This is a genomic window from Actinomycetospora sp. 2LY8.5 (assembly GCF_057180585.1).
In genome coordinates this window covers 34,134-54,378 of sequence record NZ_JBXUHE010000024.1, presented here as the reverse complement: position 1 = coordinate 54,378, position 20,245 = coordinate 34,134, and the positions used below count along the sequence as shown (strand labels likewise).

General features: G+C 73.3%; 20 protein-coding genes. 5 read left to right on the top strand and 15 right to left on the bottom strand.

The window, feature by feature from the left end; all coding sequences use genetic code 11:
* Positions 1–17 precede the first annotated feature (17 nt).
* Positions 18–260 carry a CDGSH iron-sulfur domain-containing protein gene (locus tag AC2A1K_RS22565; RefSeq protein WP_483898575.1) on the top strand — a complete coding sequence of 81 codons (243 nt, stop codon included), beginning with the start codon at positions 18–20 and terminating at the stop codon, positions 258–260.
* On the opposite strand, the gene AC2A1K_RS22560 is transcribed toward AC2A1K_RS22565, so the two are convergent.
* On the bottom strand, positions 218–1,213 hold the full coding sequence (locus AC2A1K_RS22560) for an iron-containing redox enzyme family protein (RefSeq protein WP_483898574.1): 996 nt from the start codon (positions 1,211–1,213) through the stop codon (positions 218–220). The two genes, AC2A1K_RS22565 and AC2A1K_RS22560, sit on opposite strands and share 43 nt — an antisense overlap.
* Before the next feature lie 259 nt (positions 1,214–1,472).
* On the opposite strand from AC2A1K_RS22560, the gene AC2A1K_RS22555 reads away from it, so the two are divergent.
* Positions 1,473–2,255: a HemK2/MTQ2 family protein methyltransferase gene (locus tag AC2A1K_RS22555; protein WP_483898573.1), complete on the top strand. Its 783-nt coding sequence runs from the start codon at positions 1,473–1,475 to the stop codon at positions 2,253–2,255.
* 3 nt (positions 2,256–2,258) lie between these two features.
* On the opposite strand, the gene AC2A1K_RS22550 is transcribed toward AC2A1K_RS22555, so the two are convergent.
* On the bottom strand, positions 2,259–2,909 hold the full coding sequence (locus AC2A1K_RS22550) for a DUF4383 domain-containing protein (protein ID WP_483898572.1): 651 nt from the start codon (positions 2,907–2,909) through the stop codon (positions 2,259–2,261).
* A 169-nt stretch (positions 2,910–3,078) separates the two neighbouring features.
* Between AC2A1K_RS22550 and AC2A1K_RS22545 the strand changes: the two genes are divergently transcribed.
* Positions 3,079–4,047, top strand: a complete 969-nt coding sequence (locus AC2A1K_RS22545) for a ferritin-like domain-containing protein (RefSeq protein ID WP_483898571.1) — start codon at positions 3,079–3,081, stop codon at positions 4,045–4,047.
* A 75-nt stretch (positions 4,048–4,122) separates the two neighbouring features.
* Positions 4,123–4,737: a hypothetical protein gene (locus tag AC2A1K_RS22540; RefSeq protein ID WP_483898570.1), complete on the top strand. Its 615-nt coding sequence runs from the start codon at positions 4,123–4,125 to the stop codon at positions 4,735–4,737.
* 182 nt (positions 4,738–4,919) lie between these two features.
* On the opposite strand, the gene AC2A1K_RS22535 is transcribed toward AC2A1K_RS22540, so the two are convergent.
* From AC2A1K_RS22535 to AC2A1K_RS22475, 13 genes are all read right to left on the bottom strand, one after another.
* Positions 4,920–6,290 carry an LLM class flavin-dependent oxidoreductase gene (locus AC2A1K_RS22535; protein ID WP_483898569.1) on the bottom strand — a complete coding sequence of 457 codons (1,371 nt, stop codon included), beginning with the start codon at positions 6,288–6,290 and terminating at the stop codon, positions 4,920–4,922.
* Position 6,291: 1 nt separating this feature from the next.
* Positions 6,292–7,164 carry an ABC transporter permease gene (locus AC2A1K_RS22530; RefSeq protein ID WP_483898568.1) on the bottom strand — a complete coding sequence of 291 codons (873 nt, stop codon included), beginning with the start codon at positions 7,162–7,164 and terminating at the stop codon, positions 6,292–6,294.
* On the bottom strand, positions 7,161–7,967 hold the full coding sequence (locus tag AC2A1K_RS22525; protein WP_483898567.1) for an ABC transporter ATP-binding protein: 807 nt from the start codon (positions 7,965–7,967) through the stop codon (positions 7,161–7,163). Before AC2A1K_RS22525 ends, AC2A1K_RS22530 begins: the two co-directional genes overlap by 4 nt.
* On the bottom strand, positions 7,964–9,052 hold the full coding sequence (locus AC2A1K_RS22520; protein ID WP_483898566.1) for an ABC transporter substrate-binding protein: 1,089 nt from the start codon (positions 9,050–9,052) through the stop codon (positions 7,964–7,966). Before AC2A1K_RS22520 ends, AC2A1K_RS22525 begins: the two co-directional genes overlap by 4 nt.
* A 92-nt stretch (positions 9,053–9,144) precedes the next feature.
* Positions 9,145–10,143 (bottom strand): TauD/TfdA dioxygenase family protein, encoded by a 999-nt coding sequence (locus AC2A1K_RS22515; protein ID WP_483898565.1) that lies wholly within the window; start codon positions 10,141–10,143, stop codon positions 9,145–9,147.
* Positions 10,140–11,096: a TauD/TfdA dioxygenase family protein gene (locus AC2A1K_RS22510; RefSeq protein WP_483898564.1), complete on the bottom strand. Its 957-nt coding sequence runs from the start codon at positions 11,094–11,096 to the stop codon at positions 10,140–10,142. Before AC2A1K_RS22510 ends, AC2A1K_RS22515 begins: the two co-directional genes overlap by 4 nt.
* 317 nt (positions 11,097–11,413) lie before the next feature.
* Positions 11,414–12,682 carry an ROK family protein gene (locus AC2A1K_RS22505; RefSeq protein ID WP_483898563.1) on the bottom strand — a complete coding sequence of 423 codons (1,269 nt, stop codon included), beginning with the start codon at positions 12,680–12,682 and terminating at the stop codon, positions 11,414–11,416.
* 85 nt (positions 12,683–12,767) lie between these two features.
* On the bottom strand, positions 12,768–12,851 hold the full coding sequence (locus AC2A1K_RS22500; protein ID WP_483898635.1) for a putative leader peptide: 84 nt from the start codon (positions 12,849–12,851) through the stop codon (positions 12,768–12,770).
* An 82-nt stretch (positions 12,852–12,933) separates the two neighbouring features.
* Positions 12,934–13,386 carry a hypothetical protein gene (locus AC2A1K_RS22495; protein ID WP_483898562.1) on the bottom strand — a complete coding sequence of 151 codons (453 nt, stop codon included), beginning with the start codon at positions 13,384–13,386 and terminating at the stop codon, positions 12,934–12,936.
* Between the two features lie 55 nt (positions 13,387–13,441).
* Positions 13,442–13,660 carry a hypothetical protein gene (locus AC2A1K_RS22490; protein WP_483898561.1) on the bottom strand — a complete coding sequence of 73 codons (219 nt, stop codon included), beginning with the start codon at positions 13,658–13,660 and terminating at the stop codon, positions 13,442–13,444.
* A 152-nt stretch (positions 13,661–13,812) separates the two neighbouring features.
* A complete protein-coding gene (locus AC2A1K_RS22485) occupies positions 13,813–15,006 on the bottom strand; it encodes a 2Fe-2S iron-sulfur cluster-binding protein (RefSeq protein ID WP_483898560.1) in 1,194 nt (397 codons plus the stop codon).
* Positions 15,003–16,976, bottom strand: coding sequence for an NAD(P)H-dependent oxidoreductase subunit E (locus AC2A1K_RS22480; protein ID WP_483898559.1), 1,974 nt, complete (start codon positions 16,974–16,976; stop codon positions 15,003–15,005). The genes AC2A1K_RS22485 and AC2A1K_RS22480 overlap by 4 nt, the downstream gene beginning before the upstream one ends.
* Positions 16,977–16,979: 3 nt before the next feature.
* Positions 16,980–18,956, bottom strand: a complete 1,977-nt coding sequence (locus AC2A1K_RS22475; RefSeq protein ID WP_483898634.1) for a molybdopterin oxidoreductase family protein — start codon at positions 18,954–18,956, stop codon at positions 16,980–16,982.
* A gap of 352 nt (positions 18,957–19,308) precedes the next feature.
* Between AC2A1K_RS22475 and AC2A1K_RS22470 the strand changes: the two genes are divergently transcribed.
* Positions 19,309–20,169 carry an SDR family oxidoreductase gene (locus tag AC2A1K_RS22470; RefSeq protein ID WP_483898558.1) on the top strand — a complete coding sequence of 287 codons (861 nt, stop codon included), beginning with the start codon at positions 19,309–19,311 and terminating at the stop codon, positions 20,167–20,169.
* Positions 20,170–20,245 lie beyond the last annotated feature (76 nt).

Genomic DNA, 20,245 nt, shown 5'->3' with positions numbered 1-20,245 from the left:
GCGGGTAGACCGCCGCCATGGCAGCCCGGCGACCCACGCGCGTCACGATGACCGAGGGCGGACCGTTCCTGGTCGAGGGCCCGGTGGAGCTGGAGCTGCCCGACGGCACGACGGTGACCAGCGAGCGCCCGGTGGTGGCGCTGTGCGCGTGCCGGCGCACCCAGCGCTACCCGTTCTGCGACACCAGCCACCGGCGCAAGGTGCGACCGGCCGGAGCTCAGGCGGCCGACGGCACCGGGTCCGAGAGCAGCGACGACTGACCGGCCGACCAGGCCGCCATCAGCTCGTCGGCCATCCGGTCCTCGACCAGCGTCGCGGCCTGGATGCCGAGGACGACGTCGGCGGCGAGCTCCGGCTCGCGCTCGAGCAGCCCGGCGATGAGCTCGCGGCGCACCAGCTGCTCGTGCACCGCGTCGGCCTCGACGTGCTCGGCGTAGAACGCGGCGACCTCGTCGGGCAGCCCGAGCCGCTCGATCGCGGAGACCAGGCGGGCCGATCCGGGCGGTGACGTGATCTCGATGAGCGCGAACTGGCCCACCGACGCCCCGCGCCACCGGCGGTGCAGGCCGAACAGCGACATGACGTTGACCGTCGCGAGCGTCGCCGCGGGGGCCACGTCGAGGTAGGCGCCGTAGTCGGTGTCGAGCCCGAGCCCGGCCATCATCTCGGTGTACATCCGCGCGTGGACGCGGTCGGCGCGGCCCGCGCCGAACTCGTCGTGCTCGACGGTCATCAGCGAGGCCTTGGCGCGCCCGTGCACCCCGTCGAGGCGCGGGATCACCCACGCCTGGGGGTCGGCCTCCTTGAGGTGGTAGATCGAGCGGTGCGCGATGTACTCGTCGAGCTGCCAGCGCTCGCCGTCCCGGGCGAGGTGGTGCGACGGCCCGGCCCCGTCGGTCGGCTCGACGAGCAGCCCGTCGACGGCCGCCGCGACGTCGTCGCCGCCGGCGACCTCCGCGTGGACCGCGTCGAGGAACCGGTCCTCGAGGTGTCGCCGCAGGCGCAGCAGGTCCGGATCCCACTCGAGGTCGTCGGCCACGCCGTCGAACGAGCGGTAGTGCAGCTCGTAGCAGCAGTAGAGGGCGAGCTGGAGGTCGTCGCCCCAGGGGTTCGCGTCGGGGTGCGTCGGCAGGTCGGCGGACCCGGCGCGCCCGGCGAGCACGTCGAGCACGGCGGCCGAGACCGGACCGCGGGCGTGGGGCAGGGCGGGCACGGAGGCACTCCTTCACTGGCTCGGGGACGGATGCGGGCCGACGAGATCGGCGGTGGTCGGCGGTGGTGGTACCCGATCGGGTCGCCGCTCCCGCCCGATCCCGCACGTGAGATCCGCGACCCGGTGCAGCGAGCTCACGAGGGACGACGGACGGGTAACGCCTGCCCCGGGTCGACGCCGAGGTCGAGACCAGCGCGGCCGGCGCCCGCGACCCGACTCGTCATCACGAGCCGAGCCAGCCGAGCCAGCCGAGGAGCCCATGACGACCGTCGCGCCGCAGCCGCGCCCCGACACCCCCGCCCCGGGACCGGAGCCGCACCATCGCGTGTTCCGTATCCCCGGTGTCTATCCCGTGCAACGCGACACCTGGCTGCTCGCCGACGTCCTGCGTGCCGAGCTCGCCGACCACGGGTGCGGCGGGACGTCCTGCCGCGTCCTCGAGCTCGGCGCGGGCGCCGGGGCGCTGTCGGTCGTGGCCGCGCGGGTGCCGGGCACCGACGTCACCGCCGTCGACCTGTCCCGCCGTGCCCTGCTCTCCACCCGGATCAACGCCCGGCGACACGGCCGCCGGGTGCGGGTACGCCGCGGCGACCTCACCGCGCCGGTCGCGGGGGAGCGGTTCGACGTCGTCGTGTCCAACCCGCCCTACGTCCCGGCGCCGACCGACGACCTCCCCGCGCACGGGACCGCGCGTGCCTTCGACGGCGGCCGCGACGGGCGGGCCGTGCTCGACCGGGTCTGCGACGAGGCGCCGCACGTGCTCACCGAGGGCGGGCGGCTGCTCGTCGTGCACTCGGCGTTCAACGACCCGGCCCGCACCGTCGCGCGGCTGCGGGCACGGGGTCTCGCGGCCGCGGTCGTCGCCCGCCACGAGCACCCCTACGGTCCGGTGCTCACCGCCCGCAGCGAGCTGCTCTGCCGGCGCGGTCTGGCGACGCGGGACCAGCGCACCGAGGAGCTCGTCGTCGTGCGCGCCGTACGCCCGCCGGCTGCTGAGGAGACGGCGGTGCCCCACCCGATCGACGTCACCGTCCCGTCGTGAGGCTCAGCTCGAACCGTGGGAGCCCGGGGTGGCGCCCTTCTCCGGGTACGTCCCGTCCTCGCGCCTGATGGAGCCCGGGTAGGGCAGGGGGCCGGGCGGCGGCTCGACGATCCGTGCGCTCGCGACCATCACGACCACGAAGCCGAGCACCGCCAGGACCCCGTGCAGGACGTGGTCGGGGGTGTTCAGCGCGAGGAACGTCGCGTTCCCGGTGTTCACGGCGAACGCCGAGCCGAAGACGAACAGCAGCAGGTAGACGACGGCCTGCGCGCCCGCGAAGAACCGCAGGCGGGTCCGGCTCGTCAGGCACAGCGCCCCGAGCAGGGCGGTGACCAGCAGCAGGACGCTGTGTGCGGGATTGAGGCGCAACGCGAGCACCGTGTCCGGCACCTGCTCGGTGAAGCCCGCGCCCCAGCTCGTGACGAGGCCGGCGACCCCCACGGCGGCCAGAACCACCGCCTCACCCGCGACGATCGCCGTGCCGATCCGGCCGAGCAGCCCCTCGTGGGGCACGGACGGGACCGGCTCGCCCTGCTCGTCCCGGCCGGGCGGCGCGTACGGACCCGTGCCGCGGCCCTGCTGGTCGTGGTGCCGGGCGGTGCCGGCCCGATCGGGGTTCGGCGGTTCCCCGTGGCGGTTCGTCGGCTGTGTCATGACGACGGGGGTGCCCGATCGACCCCGTCGCGAGAACCGTCGCCGTCGCAGCGCACGGACCGATCCGTCCGCGGCACGAATAGTCGCCGCCGACCCCCGGGTAGCCGACGACTCTCCGCGAGCGCCGGGCACATCGCCCGTCGCCCCCGACCCGACGACGAGGAGAAGTGTGAGCACGAAGGCCGACATGATCGCCCAGTTGCGTTCGCTGCTGCAGCTGACCCAGACCGAGGTCCAGGTCGCCCGTATCCGCGTGGCGCAGGCGCGGACCGACGCCGTGCGCAAGGAGCTCACCGAGAACGCGCGCAACGCCGAACGCCGCACCGGCGAGATCACCCGCGAGCTGAGGCGTCTCGGCGGCGTCGCCGACGTCGTGTCCCCGCTGGTGGGGCGGGTCGGTGCTGTCGTCAAGGGCACCGTCGAGCAGGCCGGCCCGGTGGACGAGGCGCTGCTCGGCGACCTGACGCTCGAGCACCAGCTGCGCGACCGCGCCGTCTACCTGCGCGGTCTCGCCGAGGCCGCCAAGGACACGAGCGTGCGCAAGCTCGCCGACCGTCTCGAGCAGGCCCACAGCGCGACCATCGAGTGGCTGACCACGGTGCTGGCCGAGCACGCCCTCGGCGGCCCGGCGGCGCTCCGGCCGACGCCGGTGCAGATGGTCGTCGGCGGCGCCACCCGCGCCGTGCGTCTGCCCGTGACCTTCGCCCGCGAGCAGGTCAGCCGCTGGGCGGCGCGCCTGCAGCAGCGCGGTGATCAGGTCCGCGAGGTCGTCACCGACACCGCGGGCCGCGTCGTCCGCATCGGCGAGGACGCCCGGGACGTCGTCGTCACCGGCCGTGACGCCGCGTTGGACCGCGCCGAGCAGGTCAGCCGCCGCGAGGGCGCGACGGACGCCGCGGAGGTCCTGCACGAGGCCCGCACGCGCCTCGGCGCGCTGCACGCCTCGGAGCTGCCGATCCGCGACTACGACGGGCTCGGGGTCGGCGACGCCGTCGCGCAGATCAAGAAGCTCGACGAGGTCGAGGACCTCAACAAGGTCATCGTCTACGAAGAGGCGAACAAGAACCGCTCCGGTGTCGTCTCCGCCGCCCAGACGCGCCACGCCGCCCTGGCCCAGGAGGTCGTCGGCATCCGCTGAGCGGATCGTCGACGCACCCCGCGGGTCGTCCGGTGCGCCGGACGGCCCGCGAGCGTGTGCCGTGAGGAGGTCACCGTGTCCGCGCTCCAGGTGATCACGAGCGTCGCGCAGACGCTCTCGCCGCTGCTCTACGCCGCGTTCATCGTGGTCATCTGGTTCCAGCTCCGCGCGGCCCGGGAGTCGGTGCGCGAGGTGCGACAGGAGTTCCTCGCCGGCGGACGGCCCGTGGTCGCGGTGCACGACGAGTTCGACCACGCGACACGGGCCCTGAGCCTCGCGGTCGAGAACGTCGGGCAGGGGCCCGCCAAGAACATCAGTTTCGTGTTCTCGCGTTCCATCGAGAGCTCCGACGGCGTGGAGATCTCCGGCCTGCCGCTGTTCACCATCGGGCTGACGTCGCTGTCGCCGGGCGCCCGCATCACGTGCTTCTGGGACGACCTCGACGACCAGATGACCTTCCTGCGCAAGAACGGCCTCGACGGCGAGGACTTCCAGGTCACCGTCGAGTACATCGACCTGCCCGGGGCCTGCTACTGGCACACCTGGGACATCCAGCCGGCGATCTACGAGGGCCTGCGGCCACCGTCCCGTCCCGCCCATCACGCGGACGACCAGGCCGGCGAGGCCTCCGAGCCGCCCGCGGAGCCCGCCAGGGCCACCACGCCGACGGCCGCGGCCGAGGGGACGTGAGCCGGCGGCCGCACGCCGTCCCCGGCCACGAGCCCGAGGTGGCGGGAGGTGCCACCGGCCACGGGCGTGGACGGCACCAGCGGTCGCCGCGATCGATCGAGGCCGGCGAGACCGCCGGGTGGCACCCCGTCCGTGCTCACCCGACGGCCCGCCGCTGCGGTCGCCCTCCGCAGGTCCCTCGTTCACACGCCGACGGCCGTCACGGCCGCACCCGCCTCGACGGCGTCGACCGCCTCGAACCGGCTGACCGGGCGAGGCAGCCCGAGGTGCTCCCGCAACGTCGTGCCGGTGTACTCGGTGCGGAACAGACCGCGCTCGCGCAGGAGCGGCACCACACGCTCGGCGAACAGCTCCAGGCCGCCCGGGTAGAACGGCGGCATCACGTTGAACCCGTCGGCGGCGCCGTGGGTGTACCACTCCTCGATGGTGTCCGCGACCTGCTCGGCGGTGCCGGTGAACACCCGGTGCCCGCGGGCCCCCGCGAGCCGGTGCAGCAGCCCGCGCACGGTCGGCCGTTCCCGCTCGACGATCCCGGCGATCACCTGAAGCCGGCTGCGGGCGTTGTCGGTGACGTCTCCGGCTCCGGCGAACAGCTCGTCGGGCACCGGGCCGTCCAGGGCGGACTCGGTGAGCCGGACCCCGGTGAGCCCCTCCAGCTGGCGCAGCCCGTACTCGGGCACGGTGAGCTCGTCGAACTCCCGTTCCAGGGCGTGCGCCGCCTCCTCGGTGTCGCCGATGAACGGGCTGATCCCGGGCAGGATCGCCACGTCGGTGCCGGCCCGGCCGTAGCCGGCGGCCCGGTCCTTGATGTCGCGGTAGAAGGCCTGGCCGTCGACGAGTCGCTGGTGCGCGGTGAAGATGGCCTCGGCGTACCGAGCCGCGAACGCACGGCCGTCGTTCGACGAACCCGCCTGGACCAGCACCGGGTGCCCCTGCGGCGAGCGCGGCACGGTCAGCGGCCCACGGACCCGGAACCGCGGACCGGTGTGGTCGGCGGGGTGGATCCGGTCCACGTCGGCGTAGCGTCCTGTCTCGCGGTCGAGCAGGACCGCGCCGTCCTCCCAGCCGTCCCACAGCTTGGTCACGACGTCGAGGAACTCGGTCGCCCGGGCGTAGCGCTCGGCCGGGTCCGGATGCACCTCGAGGCCGTAGTTCGCGGCGGCCACGTCCAGCGCGGTGGTGACGATGTTCCACCCCGCCCGGCCCTTGGACAGGTGGTCCACCGAGGCGAACAGCCGGGCCAGGTTGTACGGGTCGAAGTAGGTCGTCGACGCCGTCGCGATCAGCCCGATCCGGGAGGTCACGGCCGCGATCGAGGCCAGCAGCGTGATCGGGTCCAGCCCGCCGACGGTGTTGTGCGCGACGTTGGGCGTGACGGCGGGGATGTCGGCGAAGAAGATCGCGTCGAAGGCCGCGTCCTCCGCGGTGCGCGCGATCCGGTGGTAGTAGTCGGCGTCGAGCACCCGCTCCGGGGTGGTCGAGGGGTGCCGCCACGCGGCCTCGTGGTGTCCGGCCGGGTGAATGAAGGCGTTGAGGTGCAGCTCCCGGGTCATGTCAGCTCCTCCAGCGGGACAGGCGGCGCTCGATCCGCACGAGCACGTAGTTGAAGCCGACGCCGATCGCCGAGACGACCACGATGCCGGCGTACATCTCGGGGATCTCGAAGTTCACCTGCGAGGTGTTGATGAGGTAGCCGAGCCCGGCCTTGGCCCCGACCATCTCGGCGGCGAGCAGCACCAGGATCGACACCGCGCCGGCCAGCCGAATCCCGGTGAAGATGGTGGGCACCGCGGCCGGGAGGATCACCTTCTGGAACAGCCGCGGGCTCGACAGCCCGATCGAGCGGGCCGACTTGATCAGCAGCGGGTCGACGTCGCGGACCGCGCTGATCGTGTTCAGCAGGATCGGCCAGACGCAGGCGAACACGATCAGCGAGACCTTCGACAGCTCGCCGATCCCCAGGATGAGGGTGAACACCGGCAGCAGGGCCAGCGCCGCGGTGTTGCGGAAGACCTCCAGCAGCGGGTCGAGCACGTCGGCCAGCGGCCGGTACCAGGCGATCAGCAGGCCCAGCGGGACCGCGACGGCGATCGCGATGAGGAAGCCGGTCAGCGAGCGCTGCAGGCTGATCAGGACGTGCTCGATCAGTGCACCGTTGCCGAGCAGCTCGACGATGCTGACGAACACCTCGCTGAACGGCGGCAGCCAGGTGTCCTCCACCAGCCCGATCCGCGGCGCGGTCTCCCAGACGGCCAGGAAGGCCAGGATCGCGACGCTGCGCGTGGCGATCGCCCGCACCAGCCGTCCGGCCCGGACCGGTCGACGGCCGGCCGTGCCGGGCCGGCCCGGCGGTGCGGTGCCCGTCGCGGTCCCCGGGCGGGACGCCGCACCGTGGACGGTGCCGACGCTCGTGGTCGATACGGTCACCGGGCCACCTCCTCGAGCTGGTTCGCGGCGCGCACCTCGTCGTGCAGCAGCTCCCAGATCCGGCGCCGGTACCGGGCGAACTCCGGCTCCGAGCGCAGGTCGGTGCCACCGTCGGTGGGACGGTCGAGGTCGATGTCCACGTCCTCCTTGATCCGGCCCGGGCGGGAGGTCATGATCGCCACCCGTTGGCCCAGGTACACGGCCTCGTCGATGCCGTGGGTGATGAAGACGACCGTGGTGCCGGTGCGCCGCCAGATGCGCAGCAGCTCGTCCTGCAGGCCCTCGCGGGTCTGCGCGTCGAGTGCCGCGAACGGCTCGTCCATGAGCAGGACCTCGGGCTCGTAGGCCAGGCTGCGGGCGATCGCGACCCGCTGCTTCATCCCGCCGGAGAGCTCGTGCGGGTAGCGCTGCTCGAACCCGCGGAGCCCGACCAGGTCGAGCGTCTCGCGGGCGACACGACCCCGCTCGCGGCGGCCGAGCCCCTTGGCCTCGAGGGTGAACTCGACGTTGCCCAGGGCCGTGCGCCAGGGGAAGAGGGCGTACTGCTGGAACACGACCCCGCGGTCCAGGCCTGGCCCCGTCACCGGTCGGCCGTCCAGGAGGACCTCGCCGTCGGTGGCCGGGCTCAGGCCGGCGATCAGGTCGAGCAGGGTCGACTTGCCGCACCCGCTGGGCCCGACGAGGACGACGAACTCGCCGGCGGCGACGTCGAGCGTCACGCCCTCGAGCGCGGTGAAGGACTCTCCCCGGTCACGGGTCGGGAAGGTGCGGGTCACCCCGCGGAGGCTGATCGAGGTGCTCATCCGGCCGCTCCGCCCCCGGCACCGGCCGGGGTCTGCCCGTCGCGGTAGCCGTTGAACCGGTTGGTGTAGAGCGACGGGATGTCGAGCTCGCCGGGGATCGCGCCGCTCTCGCGCAGCCACGGCGCCCACTGCGCGAAGTCGGCGTCGCTGATCACACCACCGCGCGCGGGGACGCCGGTGCTCTTCCAGTACCGCAGGTTCTCGGTGCTCTCGTTGCGCCCCCGCTGCTGGATGATCTCGGTGTACTTCGCGATCACCTGCTCACGCGGGGTGGCCTTGGTCCATTCGATCGCCCGGCCGATCCCGGTCACGAGGATCTCGGTCGACCTCGGGTTGTCCTCCAGGAAGTCGTTGCGGATCACGAGCTGACCGCTGTTGGACTCGCCCAGCAGGTCGAGGTCGCGGAACACCGGACGCAAGCCGCCGACGGCGACGGCCCGGTCCTGCAGCACCCCGCCGAGCGAGCCGACGTCGATCTGGCCGCGGCGCAGGCTCTCCTCGGTGCTGATCGGCGGGACGACCACCAGCTCGACCTGCTCGATCTCCGGCGGGGTGAGACCGTTCTGCTCGAGCCAGGTGTCGAGCACGGCCTCGGCGTGCGCGCCGGCGGTGTTGACGCCGACCTTCTTGCCGATGAAGTCGCGCGCGGTGCGGATCGGGCTGTCCTCGGGCACGTAGTAACCGTTGAAGGTCTGCTGGTCGACCCCGTAGTAGTTGATCACCGCGGTGACCGGCGCCCCGGAGTTGATGAGCTTGGCGACCGCGCCGCCGTGCGCGCCGCCGAAGTCGACCTGGCCGGTCGCGGCGGACTGGATGTCCTGGGGGCCGCTCGTGGTGTTGCCGACCCACTCCAGGCGCACCGGGTCGAGGTAGCCGAGGTTCTGGGCCAGCTCGGCGAGCGTGACCGCGTTCGGGCTGCCCTGGTAGCGGACGGTCAGGACCTCGGGGCCGCCCTCGGGAGCGGCCTCGGTGCTGCCGCAACCGACGAGGACCAGGGCGGCGAGGGCGAGCGCGGCGAGCGCCCGACGGGGGCGGGCCCGTGGTGCCGAGGGACGTCGGCGGCGGGAGGGCAGGAGGGTGGGCACGGTGAACCTACTTCGACGGGTGACGGGGTGGGGACGGAGAGGGTGGGCGTGCGCCGGGACGCACGCCCACCCGAGGACGACGGGCCGGACCGTCAGTCCGCGAGGACGACCTCGGTCGGGGCCGCGGTGAACGGCCTGCCGGCGAGCAGGTCGGACTCGCGGTCGTCCGGCCCGACCGGGACGTCACCGACGAGCGTGATGCGGTGGAGGGTCCGCTCGACCTCGAGGTGGTCGAGGTCGGTCGGCGCCAGGTGCGCGGTGGCCCGGTTGTCCCAGAACGCGACGCTGCCGGGCTCCCACCGGAACCGAACGGTGTACTCGGGGCGGGCGAGCTCGGCGTAGAGCAGGTCGAGCACCGCGCGCGACTCCCGCGGCGCCAGCCCGACGATGTGGCTGGTGAAGCCCGGGTTGACGAACAGCCCTCGCTCGCCGGTGACCGGGTGTACCCGGACCACCGGGTGCTCGGCGACCAGCAGGTTGTCCTCCACCCGCCGGCGGTAGCGGTCGCCGGTCGGGCCCTCCGCACCGCCGAAGCGGTGGACGGCCCGCAGCCCGTCCACGAACGCGCGGACCGGCGCGGAGAGCCCTTCGTAGGCGGCCACGAGGTTCGTCCAGGTCGTGTCGCCGCCGAACTCGGGCACCACCTCCGCCCGCAGGATCGAGGCGGCGGGCGGGTTCACCGACGCCGTGACATCGGTGTGCCACCCCGAGTAGTAGCTGTAGCGGCGGCGCTGCTCCGCGCGGAAGTCCTCGCCGTACTTGACGGCGTAGCGCCTCGGGTCGATGGTCAGGATCTCGGGCTGCTCGTCCGGCGCTGCCTCCTCGTGGGGATGGGCATGGGTGAGCTCGCCGAACTGGCGCCCGAAGGCCACCTGGGCTGCGTGGTCCAGTTGCTGGTCGCGGAAGAACAGCACCTTGTACCGGTGCAGCGCCTCGGTCAGCGCGGCGACGGCCTCGTCGCCGAGCGGGCGGGCCAGGTCGACCCCGGAGACGTCGGCCCCGATGTGCCCGGCCACCCGCCGGACGACCGGGCTCTGGGACGGGATGGATCCCGGGGCCTCGTCGCTCGCGGTCCCCACCGCGGCGCTCACGCCTGCGCTCCCGTCGCGTGGAACGCCGCACCGGAGATCGACACCGACGGCCGGCCGTCGACGCCCACGGGGACGTCGCCCTCGATCGTCGTGCGGTAGAGCACCCGGGTGACGTCGAGGTGGTCGAGGTCGGTCGGGGCCAGGTGGGCGGTGACCCGGTTGTCCCAGAACCCGACGCTGTCCGGCTGCCAGGAGAACCGCACCGTGTAGGCGGGGTTGGTGATCTCCTCGAAGAGCAGGTCGAGGATGCGGTCGCTCTGGGTGCTGCTCAGGCCCAGGATGCGGCTCGTGAAGCCGGGCGAGACGAACAGCGCCCGCTCCCCGGTCTCCGGGTGCACCCGCACCACGGGGTGCTCGGAGACGATCGGGGTCTCGGTGACCAGCCGCTCGGACTCGCTGCCGCTCTCCCAGCGCGGGGCGCGGCCGCCGAAGCGGTGCTCCGCGCGCAGCCCCTCGAGGAAGCGTTGCAGCGACTCCGGGAGCCCCTCGTAGGCGGCGACGAGGTTCGTCCAGGTGGTGTCGCCGCCGTACTCCGGCACGATCTCGGAGCGGAGCACGGTCGCCGCCGGCGGGTTCACGAGCGCCGCCACGTCGGTGTGCCAGAAGTTGGCGTAGCTGTAGCGCTTGGTCCCCGCACGCGCCGCGTAGAGGCGGCTGTCGACGGCGAGGATCTCCGGGTGGGTGTGGCCGGCGTCGCCGTTGTCGTAGCGGTACGGATGCGCCGGGGTCACCTTCCCGAAGCGGGCGGTGAACGCGATCTGCTGGTCGTGGTCGATGGGCTGGTCCCGGAAGAAGACGACCTTGTGACGCAGCAGCGCGGCGCGGATGCCGGCGACCGTGACGTCGTCGAGATCCTGCCGCAGGTCGACGCCGTGGATCTCGGCCCCGATGTGGCCGGCGACCGGACGGACCTCGAGCGTGGCCGCCGGTGGCCGCACTTCGGTGGTGGTCATGATGCTCCCTTGACAAAAGTCGAGAATGGCAGCGGAAAGCAACCCCGGAAATCGGGGCGCGGGCACGACTACAGGGCGACGACGGCCCGTCCGGATTTCTCGGCGGGCGGCGTCCTCGACCGGGATCCCCAGCTCGACGACGGCGTTCGACCTGCGGAGACGCCGGTCCGAACGGGCTGAGGGGTGAGCGGGCGGTTCAGTGGCGACGACAGCCGCGACCGCAACGACATGCGGTGCTGCTCTTGCGACGACCTGTCATGCTCACATCTCGATCCTGCGTCGAGGCCATCATGGTGTCAATTTTGCAATCTCGGTAATTAAGCCGACGAGGAATGCGGGAACCTGGCCGGGGGCAGATCCAGCGGTTGGGCGTAGACGGAGTCCAGCACCGTCGCGCCGCCGGCCATGGCGAGCAGGTCCGGGCCGAAGCTCCCGGGTACCACGACGTCCTCCGGCACGGCGCAGGAGTGCGAGCGCTGCGCCACCTCGTCGTGGAGATCGGCCAGCAGCAGGGCGGCGATCCCCGGTGCGACGGCCATCCCGGCCTCGTGCACCACGAGGACGTCCGGGTTGACGAGGTCGAGCAGGATCGCGGCGGCCCGGCCGACCCGGCGCAGCCGCTCCCGGAACAGGGCGACGGCCGCGGCGTCGCCGTCCTGCGCGGCCATGACGAGGGCGTCGAACGAGGGCTGCGACACGATGCCGGCGGCCGCCGCCCGTTCGCCCATCGCGCGGTCCGAGATGGTCGCCTGCAGGCACCCGCTCCGCCCGCAGCCGCACCGGACCCCCGGGTCCCCGAGCGGCAGGTGCGCGATCTCGCCGGCGGTCGAGCCGGGCCCGTGATGCACCGCACCGGCGGTGGACAGGGCGGCGTCGACCATGTTGCCGACGAACAGGGTGAGGGCGCTGCGCCGGGCCCGGTTGCGCGCCGCCCCGAACAGCAGCTCGGCTCGGGTGAGGGAGTGGGCGTGGTTCTCGGTGACGACCGGGACCCCGAGCCGGTCCGCGACGAGCCGCGCGGCGGGGACGTCGCGCCAGCCGAGCTGGTTGTGGAACACGATGTCACCGGAGGCGTGGTCGACCCGCCCGCCGCAGGCCAGCCCGACACCGAGCAGCTCACGGTCCGCGCCCGCCGTCGCGAGCAAGGTGGCCAGGCGATCCGCGGCCCGGCGCAGCACCTCGGTGGCGTCGGCGCTCCGGTGCGGCAGGACCTCCCGGGCGAGCACGCGCCCCCGCAGGTCGGTGAGCGAGACCGTGCTGCACGGCACGGCGACGTGCAAGCCCGCGGCGACGTGGTGCCGGTCGTCGATGTCCACCGGTTCGTGCGGTCGGCCGAGGCCGGGCGCCGGTGCCCGCACGGGCAGCTCGCGGACCAACCGACGGGCGGCGAGGTCCTGGTAGAGGCGGGTGACGGCGGCGGCGCTGAGCCCGGTCCGGCGGGCGATGGTGCTCCGGGCCACCGGCCCGTCGGTCAGGATGCAGCGCAGCACCGTCGAGGCGCTCGTGCCCCGCCGCCGTGTCGGGCCGGCGGGCTCCGGAACCCTGGCGGAGGGGAGTGCGGTCGTCAGGGGTCGCAGCGCAGGCATGGCGGGGTCTCCCGGGACGCGATGTGGTGAGCGGGGCGGCACGCACGGCCGGGACCACTCACCGCCACGGCGGGAGGACGAGACCCTAGCCGCGCGATCCACACAGCGCGCTCGCCTGCCGACGCAGGTCGACGTGGCGGCGCGCACGGAGCGTCGAGGACTGGGACATCGCCGTCATCGTGGCAAACCCGTTCGGGGTGCACCAGTGAAGACCCTCACACCCGGGGCGGGCCCTCCCGCCGCGGCGGGGCTCAGCCCTTGACCGCGCCGACGATCGCGGCGATCAGCAGGACCAGGGCGAGCACCAGCACCAGCACCGGCGACAGCACGGCGAGCAGGATCAGCAGGAGCGCGAGCAGCACCTTGGTCGTCGTGCTCATCGCCCCGACCGCGCCCTTGATGCCCGCCCACACCGGGTTCTTACCCTGCAGGGCCGCGAGCCCGGCGTTCAGAGCCGCGTTGCCCCCGACCCCTCCGGGCAGGTTGCCCTTCACGGCGTCGGCCGCCATGTCCCCGAGCCGGTCGGCCATCTCGTCGACCCTCGCCGCGGCGGCCGCGGCGAGCCGGTCGACCGCGGTCACGGCGATCGCCCGGAGACGGTCCGACGCGGACAGTGGTCCCGCCGGCGTGTCCGGGACCGCGGACGGCCGCGGGGGTGCCGGGCCGCCGTCGGCCACGGGATCGAACGCGGCCGCAGCCGTCATGGGTGGCTCCTCGGTGAGGTGATCGGCGTCCCCGGGTTGGACCGCCGGCTGGGGGTCAGCCCTGGGCCCGCCGGGCCAGCGCCAGCCCGTCGCGCATACCCTCGGCGTACGAGCGGGTCTCGCGCTCCTCGACGGTGGGCTCCTCGGCGGGCTCGCTCTCGACGAGGGTGGTCAGCACCGCCTCGACGTCCTCGATCTTCCCGGCCTCGACCAGCTGGTGCAGGCCCGCCACCACCTCGTCGGTCCGGTCCCGCTTGTCCTGCCTGTTCGCCACGGCGGACTCCCTTCGTCGAGGTCGGAGCGCCCGGTTGCGCACACCTCATCAGGCGGGTGCCCGATTCAGAAGGTCCGCCACGGCGTTGGCGTCCGATGGCGGGGCGTGTTCGGCCGTTCGCGGTCGGTGATGCTGCCGGCCGGGTCAGGCGATCAGTAGTTCTGCACGTGCTGGAACCCGAAACGCCCCTTGATGCACAGGTGCCCGTGGGTCACGGAGTGGTCGGCCGGGCTCGTCACATTGACGATCTCGTTCTGCTGGACGTGCAGCTCGAGGTTGCACCCGACCCCGCAGAACGAGCAGATCGTCGTCGTCACGGTCTCGTCCTCGGGGTGCCAGTCGTCGGCCTCGCGCAGGTCGTGCTCGCGGCGCGACACCAGCGCGCCGGTGGGGCAGACGCCGATGCAGTTGCCGCAGTAGACGCACGCCGAGTCGGGCAGCGGGGCGTCGAACTCGGTGGCGATGCGGGCGTCGAACCCGCGCCCGGCCGCGGCGATCGCGAAGGTGAACTGCGCGTCCGTGCCGCAGGCGTTGACGCACTTGTAGCACATGATGCAGCGCGAGTAGTCCCGCACGTAGAGATCGTTGTCGATCTTGACGGGCTGCGCGACCGTGGCCGCCGTGGCCCCGTCCGGGGCGTGGTGGTGTCCCGCGTGGCGGCGGTCGCGCTCGCCCGCCGCGGCCGGTGGCGCGGGCGGGCCGTAGCGCGCGGCGTCCACGCCGTACTCGCGGATCCAGCGCTGGACGTCGGCGCTCGCGCGGTCCATGTCCACCGACGAGGTCAGCAGCTCGAGCACCATGCGACGGCTGTGGCGGACCTTCTCGGTGTCGGTCTTGACCTCCATCCCGTCCTCGCACTTCCGCGCGCAGGACGGGACGAGCGTGCGCGAGCCCTCGACCTCCACCACGCAGACCCGGCACGCGTTGATCGGGTCCATGTTCGGCGCCCAGCACAACGTCGGGGTGTCGGCCTGCTCCCGGGTGCCCTCGTCGTGCAGCGCGTCGAGGATCGTCGAGCCCTCGGGCACGCGGACCTCGCGGCCGTCGAGGCTCAGCGTGACCCGTCGGCGGATCGGGCCGAGCATCACCGGGCCGCTGCTCAGACGCTCCTCGGTACCGCGGGCGGCGGCCGCGGGGTCGATCACCGTCGGCCCCACCGGCGACGGGACCTGCGTGTCGCCGTCGGTGCGCTCGCCCGGGGGCGGGCCGGTCTCCTCGGTGACGGTGCCGACGGCTGTCGTGACCGAAGCGCCGCCCGCCGCCTCGGTGGGTCCGTCGACCGGCTCGTCGGCGGGGGCGGCGGAGCCCCCGCCCGGCCCGGCCGGTCCCTTGCCGGTGGTGGTCATGGCGAGGGCACCTTCCCCGTATCGGCGTGCTGGCCGTTTCGGCGCGATCCCCTGTCGGCGTGCTCCCCCTGTCGGGGCCTGTCCAGCAGGCCGAGCTGCAGGGCGGAGGTCACCGCGGCGGGCGCGGTCTGACCGAGCCCGCAGATCGAGGCGTCGCGCATGACGCGCGCGAGGTCGTCGAGCAGGGCGATCTCGGTCTCGCGCGAGCCGATCGGGGCCGAGTCCGAGAGGCGCTCGAGGCGGGCCAGCGCCTCCTCCTGGCGCACCGTCCCGACGCGGCACGGCACGCACTGCCCGCACGACTCGTCGCGGAAGAACGCCGCGATCCGTCGCAGCGTGCCGGTGAGGTCCGCGTGCTGGTCGAACACGAGGACGACGCCGGAGCCGACGGTCGCGCCGATGTCGCGCGTGCCCTCGAGGGTCAACGGGACGTCGAGGTTCTCCTCCATGACGAACCCGCCCGCGGCCCCGCCGAGCAGCACCGTGCGCAGCTCGCCGCGCACGCCGCCGGCGAGGTCGAGCAGGGCGCGCAGCGTCGTGCCGAAGCCGACCTCGTAGACCCCCGGCGCGCCCACGGCGCCGGACAGGCAGAACAGTTTGGTGCCCGTCGAGCGCCCGCCCCCGATCTCGGCGAACGCCTGGCCGCCGATGTCCAGCACGCCGAGGACGTTGTAGAGCGTCTCCACGTTGTTGATCGCGGTCGGCTTGCCGAACAGGCCGACGACGCTCGGGAACGGCGGCTTGTTGCGCGGCTCGCCGCGGAAGCCCTCGATCGATTCGAGCAGCGCGGTCTCCTCGCCGCAGATGTAGGCGCCGGCGCCGCGGCGCAGCTCGATGTCGAAGGCGAAGCCGCCACCGTCGACACCGCCCATGACGTCCTCGCCGAGGTAGCCCCGGGCGCGGGCGGCCTCGATCGCGGCCTGCAGCCGGCGCGTGGCCAGCGGGTACTCGCCGCGGATGTAGAGGTAGCCGGTGCGGGCGCCGGTGACGTAGCCGGCGATCGTCATGGCCTCGACCAGCCCGAACGGGTCGCTCTCCATGAGCACGCGGTCCTTGAACGTGCCGGGCTCGGACTCGTCGGCGTTGCACACGAGGTAGTGCGGGCGCTCGGGAGCGCCCGCGACGCCCTTCCACTTCACGCCGGTGGGGAAGGCGGCGCCGCCGCGGCCGGTGAGCGAGGAGTCCTCGAGCTCGGTGATCACCCGCGTCGGGCCGAGCGAGACCGCGCGGCGCAGCGCCGAGTAGCCGCCGTGGGCGCGGTAGTCGTCGAGGCTCTCCGGGTCGACGACGCCGACGCGGCGCAGGAGGCGCAGGGGGGAACCGTCGGGGAGGTGACCGCCCCGCCCGGTCTGCGGCGCGCTGACCCGCGTGTCGGCGAAGGTCCTGTCGGCGTCCTCCGATGCGGTCGGGTGGTCGGTGCGCGCGACGGCGAGCACCGCGTCCGGGGTGGCGGGGGCCTGGCTGAGGTCGGGCTCGCCGGCGCGCTGGTGCATCACCGCGGGCGCCCGCTCGCACAGGCCGAGGCAGGGGCTGCGCACCCAGCACGCCTGCTCGCCCCCGTCGTGGTGACCGCCCTGCGGGCCGAGCGCGTCGGTCAGCGCCGTCGCGATCTCCTCGCCGCCGTGCGGACCGCACGCCACGTCGTCGCAGACGTGCACCACCCGCGGCGCCTGCGGCTCGACCGAGAACATCGCGTAGAACGTCGCCACCCCGTAGATCTCCGCCGGGGGCACCGACAGCGTCCGCGCGACGTGGTTGAGCGCGCCCTCGGAGATCCAGCCGACGGCGTCGTGGACCGCGTGCAGCACGGGCAGCAGCAGGTGCCGCCGCGCCCGGGCGTCGTGCCCCGCGTGGTGGGAGCGCGTCGGGCGGTCGTCCCAGGTCGACGGGGCGACCAGGCGGCCGAACGCCGCGTCGATCGTGTCCCGCTCGAGCGCGCTGGGCTCGGCCTGCGAGAGGTGCAGATCCATCCGTCAGCTTCCTGCCACCGGCAGCGGGCGGCTCGCCTCGTCGATGTGTCCGGCTGCGCTGCGCCCCGCCTCCGCGATCTTCTCCACCCGGACCGCGGTCGCCTTGAACTCCGAGGTCCCCGACTTCGGGTCCCAGGCGTCGTTGGTCAGGACGTTGACGTCGACCTCCTCGGTGAAGTGCGGCGTGAAGGACGCGAGGCCCGGGCGCAGCGACGGGTCCACGGCGATCGGCGCCTCGACCGACCCGCGCCGCGAGACCACCCGCACGCGCTCGCCGTCGGCGATGCCGAGGCGCTCGGCGTCCCGGGCGTCGATGCGCAGCGACTCGCGGCGGCGCAGCGGCGAGGAGTAGCCCCCGGTCTGCACGCCGGAGTTGTAGGCGTCGAGCACCCGCACCGTGGTCAGGCGGATCGGGAACTCGTCGTCGAGGGCGTCGACGGGCGCGACGTGCTCGACGGGCGTGAACGGCGCGGGACGGCCCCGCTCCTCGGCGGTGTCGGCCCACAGCCGGGCGTGCATCAGCGGCGTGCCGGGATGGTCCAGCGACGGGCACGGCCACTGGATGCCGCCGAGCTCGTCGAGCCGGGCGTAGCTCATGCCGGCGTGCCAGTTGAGCGACACCGAGCGCAGCTCGTCCCAGACCTCCTCGGCCGTGGGCTCGCCCCAGTCGTGCCCGAGCGCGGTGGCCAGGGCGTAGATGATGTGGGTGTCCGGCCGGGCCTGCCCCGGCGGGTCGATCGCCTTGCGGACGCGCTGGACGCGCCGCTCGGAGTTCGTGACCGTGCCCTCGTACTCGCACCAGTCGGCCGTCGCCGGGAACACGACGTCGGCGAGCTCGGCGGTGGCCGTGCGGAAGATGTCCTGCACGATCAGGCAGTCGAGGCCCTCGAGCATGTGGCGCGCGTGGGTCGCGTTCGCCTCGGACTCGGCGGGGTTCTCCCCGATGCAGTAGAGCGCGCGCAGCTCGCCGCGCTCCATCGCCTCGAACATCTGTGAGAGGTGCATGCCCGGTTCGGCCTTGAGGGTCACCGGGTGCTCGGGCGTCGACCAGGCCGTCTCGAAGCGGTGGCGGGCCTCGTCGTCGCCGAGGTCGTAGCCGCCGGGCAGCTTGGCGGGGATCGAGCCCATGTCGCCGCCGCCCTGCACGTTGTTCTGGCCGCGCAGCGGTACCAGCCCCGAGCCGTAGCGCCCGACGTGCCCGGTGAGCAGCGCGAGGTTGATCAGCGCGAACACGTAGTCGGCGGCGTTGTGGTGCTCGGTGATGCCCAGCGTCCAGCAGATCTGGGCGCGGTCGGCCCGCGCGTAGGCGTGCGCGAGCTCGCGGATCGTCGCGGCCGGGACGCCGGTGATCTCCTCGCCGCGCTCGAGGGTGTAGGGCTCGACCGTGGCGGCGTAGTCGTCGAACCCGGAGGTGGCGCGGTCGACGAACGCGTGGTTCACCAGGCCCGCGTGGATGATCTCGCGGCCGATGGCGTTGGCCAGCGCGATGTCCGTGCCGACGTCGAGTCCCAGCCAGGCGTCGGCCCAGTGGGCGGTCGAGGTGTGGCGCGGGTCGACCGAGTACATCCGGGCGCCGTTGCGCAGGCCCTGCAGCACGTGGTGGAAGAAGATCGGGTGGGTCTCACGCGCGTTGGAGCCCCACAGCACGAGCAGGTCGGCGTGTTCCGCCTCCACGTAGGCGGAGGTGCCGCCGCCGGCACCGAACACCGTCGTCAGACCGACGACGCTGGGAGCGTGTCAAGTGCGGTTGCAGCTGTCGACGTTGTTGCTGCCCATCACCACCCGCGAGAACTTCTGCGCGGCGTAGTTCATCTCGTTGGTGGCCTTCGAACAGCTGAACATCCCGTACGCGTCGGGTGACACGCCGCGCAGGCCCGCGGCAGCTCGTTCGAGCGCCTCGTCCCACGTCGCCGGCCGCAGCTCGCCGTTCGCACGGACCAGGGGCTCGGTCAGACGGACGTGACGTGGCTTGCGCATGATCGGACCTCCCGCCGCTGTTACCGCGACCACCACTGTAGGTGTCGTTGCGATGCCCGTCACACGCGCACTTTCGCTGAGTGAAACCCGGTTTCCTTGCGGTGTCCCGTTCGCCTGTTTGGGGGGTGAGTCGAGCCGGCGAAGGCGGTGAGGAGTCGCTGCGCGCCGACAAGGAGGCGACGTCGTCGCGAACCTCGACGGCCTCTCGGCGACCGACCTCGGCGAGGTCGACGCCTACGAGCGGCGCACGACGAACCGCAAGACGGTCCTGGACCGGATCCGGTCGTTGCGCTGACGCGGACCGGCCCGGGCGCGTCACGTTTCGTCCCCGGGCCGGGCCGTCAAGGCCTCGGGCATGACCGAACAGCCTCCTCCCCAGGAGCAGAACTGGCCCGGCCGCACCGGGGCCATGGATCCCGAGCCGAACGACGAGATGACCGGCTACGTCGGCCGTGACCTGCTCGGCGGTCGCAAGGCGCTGATCACCGGTGGCGACTCCGGCATCGGGCGCGCCGTCGCCGTCGCGTTCGCCGAGGAGGGCGCCGACGTCGCCATCAGCTATCTCTCCGAGGGCACGGAGGACGGGGACGCCACGCACACGCGGAAGCTGGTGGAGTCCCGCGGCCGCCGCTGCGTCCTGCTCCCCGGCGACATCGCCGACCGCGACCACTGCGCTCGCATGGTGGAGCGTGCGGTCGGCGAGCTCGGCGGGCTGGACCTGCTCGTCAACAACGCCGCGACCCAGACGCCGGTCAGCGGGCCCGAGGAGCTCTCCGACGAGCAGTGGGACCGCACCTTCGCGACCAACGTGTCCAGTGTCTTCTGGATCACCAAGGATGCCCTGCCCCACCTCGGTGCGGGCTCCGCGATCATCAACACCGGGTCGGTGAACGGCCTGCGCGGCAACAAGGCGCTGCTCGACTACTCCGCGGCCAAGGGCGCGGTGCACGCGCTGACCATGTCGCTGGCCCAACAGCTGTTGCCGCGCGGCATCCGGGTCAACTGCGTCGCCCCGGGGCCGGTGTGGACGCCGCTGATCCCGGCGACCATGCCCGCGGAGAAGGTCGACTCGTTCGGCGCGCAGGCGCCCATCGGCCGGCCCGCGACGCCCGACGAGATCGCGCCGTCGTACGTGTTCTTCGCGGCTGACCGGCTGTCGTCGTACTACAGCGGCGAGGTGCTCGCCCCGACCGGCGGCGAGACGCACCCCGGCTGAGGTGGGCTGCGCCCATGTGAGCAGAAACCGGTGCTATGACACCGGTTTCTCCTCACATGGGCGCAGCCCACACGCG

Bases quoted from the DNA above. Each gene is read 5' to 3' on its own strand.
- AC2A1K_RS22565 (WP_483898575.1), top strand. From the start codon at position 18: ATGGCAGCCCGGCGACCCACGCGCGTCACGATGACCGAGGGCGGACCG.
- AC2A1K_RS22555 (WP_483898573.1), top strand. From the start codon at position 1,473: ATGACGACCGTCGCGCCGCAGCCGCGCCCCGACACCCCCGCCCCGGGA.
- AC2A1K_RS22550 (WP_483898572.1), bottom strand. From the start codon at position 2,909: ATGACACAGCCGACGAACCGCCACGGGGAACCGCCGAACCCCGATCGG.
- AC2A1K_RS22535 (WP_483898569.1), bottom strand. From the start codon at position 6,290: ATGACCCGGGAGCTGCACCTCAACGCCTTCATTCACCCGGCCGGACAC.
- AC2A1K_RS22525 (WP_483898567.1), bottom strand. From the start codon at position 7,967: ATGAGCACCTCGATCAGCCTCCGCGGGGTGACCCGCACCTTCCCGACC.
- AC2A1K_RS22510 (WP_483898564.1), bottom strand. From the start codon at position 11,096: ATGACCACCACCGAAGTGCGGCCACCGGCGGCCACGCTCGAGGTCCGT.
- AC2A1K_RS22505 (WP_483898563.1), bottom strand. From the start codon at position 12,682: ATGCCTGCGCTGCGACCCCTGACGACCGCACTCCCCTCCGCCAGGGTT.
- AC2A1K_RS22500 (WP_483898635.1), bottom strand. From the start codon at position 12,851: ATGTCCCAGTCCTCGACGCTCCGTGCGCGCCGCCACGTCGACCTGCGT.
- AC2A1K_RS22495 (WP_483898562.1), bottom strand. From the start codon at position 13,386: ATGACGGCTGCGGCCGCGTTCGATCCCGTGGCCGACGGCGGCCCGGCA.
- AC2A1K_RS22485 (WP_483898560.1), bottom strand. From the start codon at position 15,006: ATGACCACCACCGGCAAGGGACCGGCCGGGCCGGGCGGGGGCTCCGCC.
- AC2A1K_RS22480 (WP_483898559.1), bottom strand. From the start codon at position 16,976: ATGGATCTGCACCTCTCGCAGGCCGAGCCCAGCGCGCTCGAGCGGGAC.
- AC2A1K_RS22470 (WP_483898558.1), top strand. From the start codon at position 19,309: ATGACCGAACAGCCTCCTCCCCAGGAGCAGAACTGGCCCGGCCGCACC.